The organism is Candidatus Nitrosopumilus sp. (assembly GCF_965263415.1).
Classification (GTDB): Archaea; Thermoproteota; Nitrososphaeria; order Nitrososphaerales; family Nitrosopumilaceae; genus Nitrosopumilus.
The window spans coordinates 478813-492179 of sequence record NZ_OZ253671.1 but is presented as its reverse complement, the minus strand read 5'-3'; the positions used below and the strand labels follow the sequence as shown (position 1 = coordinate 492179).

Genomic DNA, 13367 nt, shown 5'->3' with positions numbered 1-13367 from the left:
AGTCCCCAAATAATTTTTCACAATTCCTATACTTGTAGGTTTCACACTTACAGAATACAAGGATTTGAAAAGAAAAATTGTAAGATGTGCTATTTTACAACTAGCACAGGTATCTTAGTTTTGTGCATAACATAATTTGATGTGCTTCCAAGAAATGCTTCTTTTGCACCACCCATACCTCTTGCACCTATTACGATCATGTCAAATTTGCCTTTTTTTGCATATTTGACAATTTCAGAACCAGTGTGACCACCACCTGTGTGATACTTGAATTTAGCACTAGCTTTTTCGGCTTTTTGCATTGCGGGACCAATTGCTTTTACAGCCTTTTTCTGAGCATCGTCTTTCATTTTTTTGGTGTATTTTATTCCTGCTGCAATTGGTAAATGGAATACATAAAATCCAGTAATTTCAGCACCATTACCTTTTGCAAGTTCAATTGCTCTATCCAAACCACGTGTGGAATTAGCAGAACCATCAAGTGGAACAAGAATTTTTGAAAGTTTTCCCATAAATCAAAAAATAAAATTATTCAATATAAGAAACAGCGATGATTTTCAGTGTTGGAAATATGATTGTGAAAAGTTATTCCAGTTATGAAAATTATATCAATTGTTTTTATAAAAAAAATTATTGAAAGATTAGTTATGAAATGGCATTTTGATGATTTTATTTATGGTTCCATTGATGGTGCAGTTACAACTTTTGCAATAGTTGCAGGGGTTGTAGGTGCTGGATTATCACCTGGAATAATTTTAATTTTAGGATTTGCTAATTTATTTGCGGATGGATTCTCTATGGCCGCAGCCAATTTCCAAGCATCAAAAGCAAAAAATGAATTTATTCAAATGAAAAGAAAACAGGAAGAATGGGAAATTGATAATTTAGAAGATGAGGAAAGAGAAGAAATTCGAGACATTTACAGGAAAAAAGGTTTCAGAGATGAATTGTTAGAAGAAATTGTTCGAATAATTACTTCAAGAAGAAAAGTTTGGGTTGATACTATGATGAGAGAAGAATTAGGATTAGTTGAAGATGGGGGAAAACCAATTGACAGTTCTGTTAGTACATTTGTAGGTTTTAATGTAATTGGAATTATTCCACTTATTCCTTTTATCGTGTTTTTTACATTTAATTCTAATTTGAATTCAGATACATTTCTTTTTTCAACAATTTCAGTAGCAACTGCATTTTTCATTGTTGGAATGATCAAAGCAAAAATTGTGAAAAAATCAAAGATTCGTTCGGGAATATACACACTAATCATTGGTGGAATTGCAGCAATTGTCGCATACATGATAGGATATGGATTAAATTTTCTAGTTTAAGAGAAAACAGAAATGTCTGAATTACATCGTCACATGGGTCTTTTTCACCTTACTATGTATGGTGTTGGATTAATTCTAGGGGCAGGAATCTATGTCTTAATTGGTGAAGCTGCAGGATTTGCAGGAAACTCAATGTGGATTTCTTTTTTGATAGGTGCAGTAGTTGCAATTTTTGCTGGACTTAGTTATGCAGAATTATCTGCTTTATTTCCAAAAGCAGCTGCAGAGTATACTTTTGTAAAAAATGCATTCAAGAGTAATTTTTTTGGTTTTATTATAGGATGGTTAACAGCCATTACATCTATTATAGTTGCAGCCACAGTTTCGTTAGGATTTGGCGGATATCTAACACAGTTTATAGATTTACCAATTACAATTGGTGCAGTTTTTCTCATTATCGTTTTGTCTGTTGTGAATTTTATTGGAATTAAAGAATCTGCGTGGGCAAACACTATTTTTGCGTTAATTACTGCAGCAGGACTTGTTCTCATAATTTTCCTTGGTTTTTCAATGGAACCAATTGAAACAATTGATTATTTTGAAGCACCAAGTGGAATTACAGGAATAATTCTAGCATTTGTGTTGATTTTCTTTGCATTTATTGGATTTGAAGATATGGCAAATGTTGCTGAAGAAGTTAGAAAACCGAAAAAGACAATTCCAAGAGCAATAATTTTGTCCATAGTCATAACTGCAATAATTTACATTCTAGTTTCTTTAGCATCAATTCGAATTTTAAATTGGGAAGATTTAGCTGATTCTTCAGCTCCCTTAGCAGATGTTGCACATTCTGCAATAGGCATGAATGGTAGTTTTACACTTTCATTAATTGCACTTTTTGCTACGGCTAGTACTGTTCTAATCACATTGGTTGCAGGGGCACGAATTCTTTATGGAATGGCAAGAAGCAATTCCCTTCCTAGATTTTTAGGCAGAATTCATCCTAAAACTAAAACTCCATGGATATCTGTTATTGGGATTTTGGTTGCATCAATAGGATTTACTTTTGTTGGAGACATAGTAATTATAGCAAACATTGTGGTGTTTGCAGTTGTAATTACTTTTGCAGCAATCAACTTGGCAGTAATTGTTCTACGATATACAGAACCAATTTTAGAAAGACCATTCAGAGTCCCAGTAAATATTGGAAAATTCCCTATTTTGCCATTATTTGGATTTGGTACCACGGTTTACATGGCATTACAGTTTGAAGTTGAAGTAGTTTTAGTTGGATTGGCAATAATTGGAGTTGGATCTCTTTTGTACATAATTTTAAGGAGAAGAAAAGATTTTATGAATTCTGATTAATTCTTTTTAGATTTTGCAAGTGCAACAACTGCAATTGCTATACCTATTAACCCAACACCGATTCCTGCATAACCCATATCCATTTGTTGTTTAGTTTCTTCTAAGTTATTGACAGAATCTTTCAGATCACCAATATCTTCAATTAATGCAGTATGTCCATCAATCATTTGTTGTACAGTAATGTCAGAAGGCTCAGGAAATTCAATGTACGAACGTTCTGCAACTTTTGGAGGATGCATTGATAGACTAATTGGAGTATCTTCAATTGATCCTAACATGTTTGCCTGATAAAATCCAGAGACAGTTGGGTTTACAAATGCATAATATTTTCCAGAAATGTTATGATCAGGAGATAGTGGAAGTGTTATACTTTCGTCTTTGTAAATTAATTGCATCTTTACTGTTTTTTTCAATCCTTCAACTCCATTTTGAAATTCTTGTGATTCAGCACATTTGATAGGTTCTGGAATTTCTGGACATGGATTCATAGGACTAACATAGAATTCAATGGCATTTGTTTCTCCTGAAACAACAGGTTCATTCATCCATCCAATTTCTACCCTATATTCTCCCACAGCATCTACAGTATGCCCATATGCAATACCAACTGAACCTGGAACAATCAGCAAAAGAAGCAATAAGCTTAGTTTCATGCTAAAAAAATCCATAATTGATTTTAAAAATGTTCTATGTTAATTTGAGAGGATTTGATATTTGTACCAATTATGCATCAGCATACATTGAAACTTCCCAAGCAGTAGGAGTTTGGGCAAATGCAACATATTCTTTGTATTTTAATTCAGAATATACGTCAAGAAAGTCTTTTGTAAATACGTCTTCAAGGAATTTTGAATCAGAGGACAAAGAATCAAGGGCACCTTTTAGTGAAACGGGTAATGAGCCAATTTTGTATTCTCTTTTCTTTTCTGCAGAAAGTTTGTATACATTTTCTTCAATTGGATCACCAGGATCAATTTTATTTTTTATTCCATCCAAACCTGCAAGTAATAATGCTGCCTCTAAAAGATAGATATTTGCAGTAGGATCAGGAACTCTATATTCAAGTCTCTTACTCTTTTCTTGATTTCTGTTATACATTGGAACTCTAATGGCAGCAGATCTATTTGCCAATCCCCAACAAACATTGACAGGTGCCTCAAAACCAGGAACAAGACGTTTGTAAGAGTTTGTTGTTGGGTTTGAAATTGCACATAAAGCAGATGCATGATTCAGAATTCCTCCAATATAGTATCTACCAGTTTGGCTCATTTGTGCAAGTTCATCATTTTCATCATACATTGCATTTGAGTCTCCATTCCACAAGCTTTGATGAGTATGCATTGCTGATGCGTTATCACCAAAAATTGGTTTTGGCATAAATGTTGCAACTTTATTTTTTCGTTTAGCTTTAACTTTTACTAAATTTTTTACTCCAATTACATGATCTGCCATTTGTATCATTTCATCATATACAAGGTTAATTTCACATTGACCAGAAGTTGCTACTTCATGATGTTCAGCTTCTATTCTAATTCCAAAATAATTATACAGATCATCACACACATCTTTTCTAAATCCTTCAAGTGTATCTTTAGGCTGAGATGGGTAATACCCCTCTTTGATATCGATGGCAGTACTTACATTTCCCTTAGCCCAAGGTGATTCTTTAGATTCAATGGAATAACCAGATCCGCCATAGGAATGTGTTGCAGCATATGGTGATGGATAAACGTTGATTGTATCAAATACAAAAAATTCTATTTCAGGTCCCCAGTTTGTATGAGTAAATCCAAATTCTCCAAGTTTCTTTGATGCTTTGTGGGCAATACCTCTTGAATCTCTGTTGTATCTTGAACTTTCATCTGTACTGCCATCATACAAATCACAAAATATTCTAGCATTTTTTCTATGACCCGGATCGTAATCAGATGGAAGAATTTTAAATGAAGTTGGATCAGGCATTAAGATCATATCAGAATTATTTACAGATTTGAACCCAACAATTGAACTTGCATCTAATTTCTCAAGACCATTAACAAAACTATTTTTATCAATTGCATAGCTTGGCATTCCAACATTATGTAGTTCACCAAAAATATCTACAAACCAAAAATCAATAAATGAAATTTTTTCATCTTGGATAGTTTGTAATGCTTGATCTGCGTTCAATTGATGTTTTTAGAGAATCAGTTTACTAATGTTATCAAGTAAGATAGATTTGTCAAGATGGTCAGGTAAATTAAAAAAATTTCGAAATTAACTACTTTTTGATGCTTTTATGGCGTCTAATTCATCTTCAAAAAAGAATTTGTCGCCAAATGCTGGTTTTAGATCATCTAACCAAATTGCATTTTCATCATATTTTGCAAAAAATGGTTCTTTAACCCAATTTGGGTTTCGTCCTTGCAAAAATCTCAAAACTAGTAATTTTTCACCATTAAATTCTGTAGTTCCAACAATTTGGACTTTTCCAGGTGTTGCAGACATACTAGGTCCACGAACAGTTCTCCCCAATCCACTGACAGTTGAATATGCTTGACTAAAGATCTCATATGCTCTAACTAGAGGAACGCCAAAGTAATGCTGAGCTCCTGTATCTCTTACCACAAACATGTAGTATGGTATACAGCCAAGTTGAACTTGTTTTGTCCACATTTTAGCCCACATTTCTGCATCATCATTGATATGAGTTAAAATTGGGGATTGAGTCCTAATCTGTGCACCTGTTTTCCTTACTTGTTTAATTGCAGATTGTACAGCATCAGTTGATAATTCATTTAGATGGTTAAAATGAGCCATAAATGCTAAATGCAAACCACTATCAGTGATTTTTTTGAAAACATCTAACATTTCTTGAGAATCAGAATCTGTCAAAAATTTGTATGGCCAATAAGAAAGAGCTTTTGTTCCAATTCTAATTGTTTTAAGATTTGGTAATTTTGACTCAATTAAAGCATCAACATATTTTGAAAACATTTTTGCTTTCATTATCATGGGATCACCGCCAGTGAAAAGAACATCAGTAATTTCAGGATGTTCTGAAACATATTGGACAAGTTGTTCGCCTTCCTGCATTGCAAATTTCATTTCATCCATTCCTACAAATTGTGGCCATCTGAAACAAAAACTACAGTATGCATGACAAGTTTGACTTTGACTTGGAAAGAACAAACAAGTTTCTTTGTATTTGTGTTGCATTCCATACAATTTTGTACCATCTTTTAAAGTTGGAACATTTAGTTCCATTTGTCCTGCAGGATGAGGATTAAGTTGTAAACGAATTTCATTTGCAACAGTAGCAATTTCTTTTTTATCAGAAGTATTTTTTAGAGTATTTTCCATTTTTGAATAGTGTTCTGGTTTTAACATTCCTTTTTGAGGAAATGTTAATACATACATTGGATCTGTAGGAATATTATTCCAATCAATTAATTGTTCAACAACATAGTTGTTTGCTTTAAATGGTAAAACATTTCCTACAACTTCCATTTCAAATTGTTTTTCTTCTGAAATATTCTGAATTTGTGGGAGATCACGAAAGTTTGATAATGTGTATGATTTTAGTGAAGGAGAATCATCCCAAACTGATTCTTGATAGGTCATTTAGTAATTAGTCCGTTAACCCTTGTTAAAGGTTACAGGCTCAGTACGCACAAAATTTTTTGATAAATAATGATAATATGCCTTAACGTTTGTATTCTAGGATATGAATTGGAGTAAGATGGTGATTAGTTATGGCTGAAGAAGAATTATCTCAAATTTCAGTAGGAGAATTTGAAACTGTTTCTCAGCTTGTAGCATCTTCAGAATCACTTCAACTAGCATTTATGATTATGATAGTTGGGATTGTTGGGATTGTTGTTGGGTATAGAAAATTTTCATTTTGGGTAGGTTCACAGAAATTCTATTATCAGAAACCACATTTCTCAAGATTTCTTAGAAGAGCTGTTTTACCTTTCTTTGCGATTGCGTTAATTACAGCAATTAATGTTCATGTTCAAACAGGCGTTCTATTAGGAGAAGACCTTACAATAGTTGGCAATGAAGATATATCTCCTCATGAAATGTTTGCCAAAATTCTCAATACTTTCAATATTCTTGTTATTGGTTATACAATATCACATCTTATCCCTATAGCTCTCACTAAACGCGATAAATCAATTTTAGAAAAAGAGGATTTTGATGCATGGTTTGAAATGCGTGGATTTGTAGATGATGATGGTGATCTATTTCACAAATTGTACAAATGGGTACCGCCCAAAATTACACCTGAAGATATTGATGAGGATGAATTCAAAAAAATGTTAAAGTCTCAAGAAGGAATGCAAAAATTAGAACAATTTCGAACTACAAAAGGAAATCCAATTGGAGGATATGAGAGATTAGTTGATACCCCATTTGAAGAATGGAAAAAATCAGAGCGGGCAAAATATAAAAAATATTTCCAAAATTGTATCAAAGGACACAATCAATCAGGTAGAAAATTAAGACCTGGTGCAAAACCAGATGAAATTTTTCCTATTGATGTATGGCGAGAAGAAAAACGCATGCATGGTTATGAACCAATTATTCCAAGTTCTCGTCCTCCAGGATATGCAAAGAAGAAGAGAGAAGGTATTCCAAAATCTGCAAAACAAGTTCTTCCAATAGGAATTTTTGTTGCTACAATTTTAGGAGTTGTTGCATGGTGGGGAGTAGATTTGATAGTAATTGCTACTGCAACAGGTGGTTTTTCAATTGGTTTAGGTTTAGCATTACAAGAAACGATGCAAAATTATTTTGCATATATTATGATTAGAAAAGACAAGATCGTTATAGAAGGAGACAGAATACAGTTAGATTCTGGATATAATGGATATGTGCACAAAATAACTCCTAGAGTTACTTATGTTAGAGATGCTTTGCATGAATCAATTGCAATTATTCCAACAAGACAACTTGTTTCAGCACAAATTGTTAATTATACAAAAGAAAACAAGCTTGTTCCAGCAATAGTAAAGGTTGGTGTTTCATATCTTAATAATCCTCGTCAAGTAGCATCAATTTTAGTAAAAGTTGGAAAAAGAGGAATGAAAGAAATTATCGATTCAAAGGGAAGACACCTAGTAAGGCAAAACAGATGTCCGTATTTAGATCAAAATAAACCAAGTTGTGGATGTGATAAAGAACTTCATGTTGAAGTTGTCCAACCAGTAGTTAGGTTTAGTGACTTTAATGATTCATCACTTGACTTTTCAATGTGGGTATATGTTAGAGATTATGGTGCACAATTCAAAACAAAAACCGATTTGAGAATGATAATGTATGAAGAGTTCAAGAAATATGACATTAGAATTCCATGGCCAATTAGAACTGTCTATCAGGGTGATGAAAAGAAAGAATTTGATGAGATTAGTCAAAGAGATCCGGATAGAGATAAAGTAATTGATGAATATGGTATGGGAGATATTGGACGTGGGGAAGGAGAAGACTAGTCTAATTCTTCTCAAAACTTAAGAATCCCATTAAATCACATTTTCTTGTTGAGCAAACTATCAGTAATCTGTGGAAAAGCATCTGAAGATTTAGGGAAAAAATTAGCTGGAAAAACTAAAGCAAATTTAGTAAAATCAGATGTAAGAGTTTTTCCAGATGGAGAAAGTAAAATCACACTAAAAGGAACTATATCTAAAAGAAAATCAATTGTTGTTCAATCAATTTATCCTCATGTTGATACAAATCTTGTTCAAGCATTATCACTAATTTCAAAAGCAAAAGAGACATCATCTGAAGTAATTGTTGTAATTCCTTACATGGGATATGCAAGGCAGGATAGAGAATTTTTGCCAGGCGAAATTGTTACCATGAAAGTTCTAGCAAAATTATTCAAAGGTGCAGGAGCATCAAAATTAATTGTAGTCGATATCCACAGTTTGATTGGGCTCAAATATTTCACTATAAAATCCAAAAACGTATCAGCGGTACCAGATCTGGCAAAATATTTCAAAAAAATAAGCCTAAAAAACCCATTAGTTGTTTCGCCAGATCAAGGTGGAAAAGAAAGAGCAAGAGAGTTTGCCAAGGAAATGGGAATAGAATTCATTGTATTACAAAAGAAAAGGGATAGAAAAACTGGTAAAGTACAGATAAAAACAAAACAGGCTGATGTTATAGGACGTGATCTGATATTGGTTGATGATATGATTAGTACCGGTGGAAGTATAGTTAATGCAACAAAATTTCTTAAAAAAGAAAAATGCAAGAGGGTTTTTGTGGCATGTACACATGCACTATTGATGAATGATGCTGAAAAGAAAATAAAAAAATCTGGAGTTACAAAAATTGTAAGTGCAAATACTATTCCAGGTAATACATCGATAGTTGATGTATCAAATACAATTGCAAAGGCAATAGTATAATGCCAGAGAGTTTTTTTGTATTATCTAAAGAATATTTAGAGATTGCAATTGATGAGGTTATTGCAATAGCAAAAACTTTTGATAGATTTTCTAAAATTAAAATTATTTCAAACTTAGTAATTGTTCAGTCAAAAACGAATTGGTATGAAATTTCAAAGAAAGCAACATTTGTAAAAACATCAGGACAAATATTACGAAAAATGTCTGGATTGTTTTTAGATGAAGGAAATTTTGAAATTTTGAAAAATGCAAAAACATTCGTTTGTAGAATTATCAATTTATCTTCAAATCAGTTCGACATACCAGAATTGGAAAATTCTATGGGCGATATGATTTCAAAATTCTCTAATTCAAAAGTAAAACTTGAAAATCCAGACATTACAGTTTATTTGATTTTTACAAATAAAGAAAATTTTTTTGGGTTTTCCAAAATTACAAAGGAGAAAAAGAGACCAAAAAAGGCAATATCACAGCCACATGAATTAGATTGGAAGTTAACAAGGGCAATGATAAACCTAGTTGGATTAAAAAAAGGAGAAACAGTGTGTGATCCATTCTGTGGAACTGGTACAACGCTTCTAGAAGCTGAGTCAATGGGAATTCACGGAATTGGTTTAGATTTTGATGAAAAAATGGTTGAAATCACAAAAAAGAACATCAAAGAAAATGGATACAAATCAAGAGTAATTCATTCAGATTTCCAAGAAATTAAGAACATGGCTGATGAATTTGATGGTATTGTAACAGATTTTCCATATGGAAAAAATACAAAAATATCAGAAAAACCCGAAGGGATCATTAAGAGATTTGTGACTATTGTGCCAAAAAGAAAGAAGATGGCTATAATGTACAAAAAGGAATTGGGGGACAAATTGAAATTAAAGGGATTAAAAAAATATCAAATCTATAGGCATAAAAGCTTGACAAGGACAATTCTGATAAAATGAAACTTGTATTTCTCGGAACTTCAGCTGCACAACCAACTGAGAACAGAGGATTATCATGCATATGTTTAGAGAGAGAAGGTGAAGTTCTCATGTTTGATGCAGGTGAAGCTGCACAGATTTCATATATGAAATCAGGATTGGGTTGGAATAAAAAAATGAAAATATTTGTTACACATCTTCATGGCGATCATTGTGTAGGAATTTTAGGATTATTACAAACAATGTCTATGCAAAATAGAACAGAATCATTAGAAATTTTTGGTCCAAGTGGAATTGAAGAGTTTATTGCAGCAAACATCAAAGTTTTAAATTTTGGATTGTCGTTTCCCATTTTGATCAATACAATAAAAGATGAAAAAATTTTTGAAGATGAAAAATTTTCAATCCATACATGTAAAGCAAACCATTCAATTGTTGCATTTTCTTATTTGTTTGAAGAAAAAGACAAGCCAGGTAAATTCAATGTTGAAAAAGCTAAAGAATTAGGAATACCTGAAGGGGAATTATGGAATAAACTACAAAATGGAAATGAAATTACAGTTAATGAAAAAATAATAAAACCAGAACAAGTTCTAGGAGAAAAACGTCCAGGTAAAAAAATAGGGATTTCTGGAGATACAATGCCTACAAAAGAATTAGAGGAGTTTTTTGAAGAATGCGATTATCTTGTATTTGATTCAACATTTCTTGAAGCAGAAAAACAAAAAGCGCAAGACACATGTCACTCAACTGCAAAACAAGCTGCAACAGTAGCAAAAAATGCCAAAGTAAAACATCTAGTGTTAACACATTTTTCAGCAAGATATAGAGATGAAATAGAGCATCTAAGGGAAGCAAAAGAAATTCATGATTCAGTAATTACTGCAAAGGATCTTTTAGAAATAGAGATTAAATGAAAATGTTTGAATCAATTAAAGACCAAGTTAAGAATGCAAAAAAGATTGTTTTTGTTACTGGGGCAGGAATATCACAAGAGAGTGGAATTCCCACATTTAGAGGCAAAGATGGTCTTTGGAGAAACTATGATGCTATGAAATTAGCCACAATTGACGCATTTTATGATGATCCAAAATTGGTTTGGGAATGGTATAATGAGCGAAGACACAACATTTTTTCAGCAAATCCAAACCAAGGACACAAAGCAATTGCTGAACTTGAAAAATTTGCAGATGTTGTCATTTTAACACAAAATATTGATGGATTGCATCAAAAAGCAGGTAGTACCAAAGTTTTGGAATTACATGGAAGTATTGTAAAAATAAAATGTACTGTTTGTGATTTTAGTGATGAAATAATGACAGATTTTACAGAAAATCCACCTTTATGTAAATGCGGAAATATTTTGAGGCCAGATGTTGTATGGTTTGGAGAGTCTCTTCCACAAGATGTTTGGCAAGAAGCAATAATTCATGCAAATCAATGTGATTTAATGATTATTGCAGGAACATCACTTGTAGTATCTCCTGCAAACACTTTACCAATATATGCAAAACAAAACAATGCAATATTAATAGAAATTAATCCAGAAAATACTGAAATGTCATCAGAAATGGATCTTGTGATAAGAAACACTAGTGCAAATGCATTACCAGAATTTGTTTCATTATTCAAAAATTTATGAAAATATACCACTAATGTTTGAATCTGATGAATCACCAGGATTAAAAACTGATGAAGTTACAGTTCCATATTCTTCATGTTCCACAATCATGTCTATAAAATAAGGAATTCCTGCTGCATCATTTACAGTAGTTTCAAAGTTTGAAGAGAAAAATGTCCCAGAAAAAATTTCTTCTTGTTCTGATCGAAGTATGACATTAACACTATTTGTTTTTCCACTAGAATCAGAATATTGAAGTATAATATTTTCATCAGACATTTGTTTTGTAGATAATGAAAGTGTTTCATATACTAAAGGAGAAGAATCTGTTATGATTTGACTTGATGATGAAGGTGGATTTAATGTAGAAATTTCATTTGATGAGTTTTTTGTGTTCGAAGAACTTCCAGTAAACAAATTTTGTATAGATTCTACAGGATTGAAATTAGAAATTTCTTCTTGAATTATATTTTGTGAAGTTTCTCTTACATCAGAAACTTCATTAGAAATTTTATCTCCGGTTTCATGAATTTCATTTGTTATAGCATCACTAGTTCTATCTACAATTTTATCAATAGATTCATCAATTCTATTTTCTACAGCGTTTGTTGCCCTAGTACCTATTTCAGATACATCATTAGTAAGAGAATCAGTTATTGTTGCAGATGTGGTAGGGAAAAATGAATCAATTTCATTTGAGAAGATCATTCCTCCTAAAACAATTATTCCTGCGATTATGCCTAATTTTATGAACATTTGTTAATAATTCTAAAAAATGAATTTTAGATTCATACTAAAAAAAATAGTCAAAAATGATTGAATTTTCTTAGCTAATTTTCGTCTCCATAGACAAACCAATCAATGATTTCATCAATTTTTGATGAAGTAAGCACAACTTTGATTGGACCTAATGGAGATTCTTCAGCTCCTTCACAAATGGCTATTTTTTCTACAAATGCAGCTTGTTTATTTAGATAAAACCATGTTGAGTAGTTTTTTAGATTTTTTTGGAGATTTCGTCTATAGGTTTTCTGAGATTGCTTTGAGTGAACTACTTCGTATATTTTTTCTAAAGAAGTTAGGTCTTTTGATTCAGCAGAAATTGAATAATTCTCAGTTTTAATTATTGAATATGGAAAAATGCTTGAGATTGATTTTTGAGTTTTTTCTAGATCTTCAGACGGATTTACTGCACAAAACATTTCAATTTTACAATTAATGTTTGGAATCTTCATCATACCCAACTTTGGATAATTTCATTTGCAGATTCTATTAATTCATCTTTAGTTAATCCGATATTGGATATTGCATAATCAGATAACGCAATTGAATTACTAATTCCAACACCTAATTCACGATTATCTCTTTCTTCAAAATGTTCTTTTGTTTGTGGATCATCTGATCTCCCTCTTTTTTGTAGGAAATCAAATCTAGTATCAGTTGATGCGTGAATAGCTAATAATTTTACATTTCCAATTTTTCTCAAGACTTTAATTTCATCATTTGAGCGAACACCATCAATTAAAATCACATTAGAAGAAGAAGATTCAATTTGTGGTTTTATTAATTCAGCAATTGCACCAGATCCGTTTTTTTCTCTAAGTTCAAGCATTAATTTTCCAAGATTTGATCTTGATGGTTCCAAATTTCTTTTTTTGGCTTCCTCTCTTACAGCATTTCCCATATTGACTATATCATAGCCTTTTGGTTTTAGCCCTTCAGCAATAGTAGATTTTCCGGCACCTGGCATGCCTGTCAAACAGACAATTAGTTTTGTCATTGAATA

14 protein-coding genes are annotated in these 13367 nt (G+C 32.1%); 7 read left to right on the top strand and 7 right to left on the bottom strand.

The window, feature by feature from the left end; all coding sequences use genetic code 11:
• Positions 1-89: 89 nt before the first annotated feature.
• The gene (locus tag ACQY22_RS03470; RefSeq protein ID WP_428325153.1) at positions 90-512 is read right to left on the bottom strand and encodes a universal stress protein; all 423 of its coding nucleotides are present in this window, start codon (positions 510-512) and stop codon (positions 90-92) included.
• Between the two features lie 135 nt (positions 513-647).
• Between ACQY22_RS03470 and ACQY22_RS03465 the strand changes: the two genes are divergently transcribed.
• Both ACQY22_RS03465 and ACQY22_RS03460 read left to right on the top strand, forming a co-directional pair.
• Positions 648-1328: a VIT1/CCC1 transporter family protein gene (locus tag ACQY22_RS03465; protein ID WP_428325152.1), complete on the top strand. Its 681-nt coding sequence runs from the start codon at positions 648-650 to the stop codon at positions 1326-1328.
• A gap of 12 nt (positions 1329-1340) precedes the next feature.
• Positions 1341-2636 (top strand): APC family permease, encoded by a 1296-nt coding sequence (locus tag ACQY22_RS03460; RefSeq protein WP_428325151.1) that lies wholly within the window; start codon positions 1341-1343, stop codon positions 2634-2636.
• Here ACQY22_RS03460 and ACQY22_RS03455 read toward each other — a convergent pair.
• From ACQY22_RS03455 to ACQY22_RS03445, 3 genes are all read right to left on the bottom strand, one after another.
• Positions 2633-3289, bottom strand: a complete 657-nt coding sequence (locus ACQY22_RS03455; RefSeq protein WP_428325150.1) for a hypothetical protein — start codon at positions 3287-3289, stop codon at positions 2633-2635. The genes ACQY22_RS03460 and ACQY22_RS03455 overlap by 4 nt on opposite strands.
• A 70-nt stretch (positions 3290-3359) precedes the next feature.
• Entirely contained in the window at positions 3360-4805 is a 1446-nt protein-coding gene (glnA, locus tag ACQY22_RS03450; protein ID WP_428325149.1) for a type I glutamate--ammonia ligase, read from the bottom strand.
• Positions 4806-4892: 87 nt separating this feature from the next.
• Complete coding sequence (locus ACQY22_RS03445) at positions 4893-6239, bottom strand: KamA family radical SAM protein (RefSeq protein WP_428325148.1); 1347 nt, start codon at positions 6237-6239, stop codon at positions 4893-4895.
• Positions 6240-6370: 131 nt separating this feature from the next.
• Here ACQY22_RS03445 and ACQY22_RS03440 point away from each other — a divergent pair, with 131 nt between their 5' ends.
• From ACQY22_RS03440 to ACQY22_RS03420, 5 genes are read left to right on the top strand one after another with little or no spacing between them, the layout of a single operon-like run.
• On the top strand, positions 6371-8110 hold the full coding sequence (locus tag ACQY22_RS03440) for a mechanosensitive ion channel family protein (RefSeq protein ID WP_428325147.1): 1740 nt from the start codon (positions 6371-6373) through the stop codon (positions 8108-8110).
• 48 nt (positions 8111-8158) lie between these two features.
• Complete coding sequence (locus ACQY22_RS03435) at positions 8159-9034, top strand: ribose-phosphate diphosphokinase (RefSeq protein WP_428325146.1); 876 nt, start codon at positions 8159-8161, stop codon at positions 9032-9034.
• Entirely contained in the window at positions 9034-9981 is a 948-nt protein-coding gene (locus ACQY22_RS03430; protein ID WP_428325145.1) for a TRM11 family SAM-dependent methyltransferase, read from the top strand. Before ACQY22_RS03435 ends, ACQY22_RS03430 begins: the two co-directional genes overlap by 1 nt.
• Positions 9978-10877, top strand: coding sequence for a ribonuclease Z (gene rnz / locus ACQY22_RS03425; protein WP_428325144.1), 900 nt, complete (start codon positions 9978-9980; stop codon positions 10875-10877). The genes ACQY22_RS03430 and rnz overlap by 4 nt, the downstream gene beginning before the upstream one ends.
• Before the next feature lie 2 nt (positions 10878-10879).
• A complete protein-coding gene (locus ACQY22_RS03420; protein WP_428325143.1) occupies positions 10880-11602 on the top strand; it encodes an SIR2 family NAD-dependent protein deacylase in 723 nt (240 codons plus the stop codon).
• Here the strand turns inward: ACQY22_RS03420 and ACQY22_RS03415 are convergent.
• From ACQY22_RS03415 to ACQY22_RS03405, 3 genes are all read right to left on the bottom strand, one after another.
• On the bottom strand, positions 11597-12337 hold the full coding sequence (locus tag ACQY22_RS03415; RefSeq protein WP_428325142.1) for a hypothetical protein: 741 nt from the start codon (positions 12335-12337) through the stop codon (positions 11597-11599). The genes ACQY22_RS03420 and ACQY22_RS03415 overlap by 6 nt on opposite strands.
• A 74-nt stretch (positions 12338-12411) precedes the next feature.
• Entirely contained in the window at positions 12412-12816 is a 405-nt protein-coding gene (locus ACQY22_RS03410) for an RNA-binding domain-containing protein (protein ID WP_428325141.1), read from the bottom strand.
• Entirely contained in the window at positions 12816-13361 is a 546-nt protein-coding gene (locus ACQY22_RS03405; protein ID WP_428325140.1) for an AAA family ATPase, read from the bottom strand. The genes ACQY22_RS03410 and ACQY22_RS03405 overlap by 1 nt, the downstream gene beginning before the upstream one ends.
• Positions 13362-13367: the final 6 nt, after the last annotated feature.

Bases quoted from the DNA above. Each gene is read 5' to 3' on its own strand.
- ACQY22_RS03470 (WP_428325153.1), bottom strand. From the start codon at position 512: ATGGGAAAACTTTCAAAAATTCTTGTTCCACTTGATGGTTCTGCTAAT.
- ACQY22_RS03465 (WP_428325152.1), top strand. From the start codon at position 648: ATGAAATGGCATTTTGATGATTTTATTTATGGTTCCATTGATGGTGCA.
- ACQY22_RS03460 (WP_428325151.1), top strand. From the start codon at position 1,341: ATGTCTGAATTACATCGTCACATGGGTCTTTTTCACCTTACTATGTAT.
- ACQY22_RS03455 (WP_428325150.1), bottom strand. From the start codon at position 3,289: ATGAAACTAAGCTTATTGCTTCTTTTGCTGATTGTTCCAGGTTCAGTT.
- ACQY22_RS03445 (WP_428325148.1), bottom strand. From the start codon at position 6,239: ATGACCTATCAAGAATCAGTTTGGGATGATTCTCCTTCACTAAAATCA.
- ACQY22_RS03440 (WP_428325147.1), top strand. From the start codon at position 6,371: ATGGCTGAAGAAGAATTATCTCAAATTTCAGTAGGAGAATTTGAAACT.
- ACQY22_RS03430 (WP_428325145.1), top strand. From the start codon at position 9,034: ATGCCAGAGAGTTTTTTTGTATTATCTAAAGAATATTTAGAGATTGCA.
- rnz (WP_428325144.1), top strand. From the start codon at position 9,978: ATGAAACTTGTATTTCTCGGAACTTCAGCTGCACAACCAACTGAGAAC.
- ACQY22_RS03420 (WP_428325143.1), top strand. From the start codon at position 10,880: ATGTTTGAATCAATTAAAGACCAAGTTAAGAATGCAAAAAAGATTGTT.
- ACQY22_RS03415 (WP_428325142.1), bottom strand. From the start codon at position 12,337: ATGTTCATAAAATTAGGCATAATCGCAGGAATAATTGTTTTAGGAGGA.
- ACQY22_RS03410 (WP_428325141.1), bottom strand. From the start codon at position 12,816: ATGAAGATTCCAAACATTAATTGTAAAATTGAAATGTTTTGTGCAGTA.
- ACQY22_RS03405 (WP_428325140.1), bottom strand. From the start codon at position 13,361: ATGACAAAACTAATTGTCTGTTTGACAGGCATGCCAGGTGCCGGAAAA.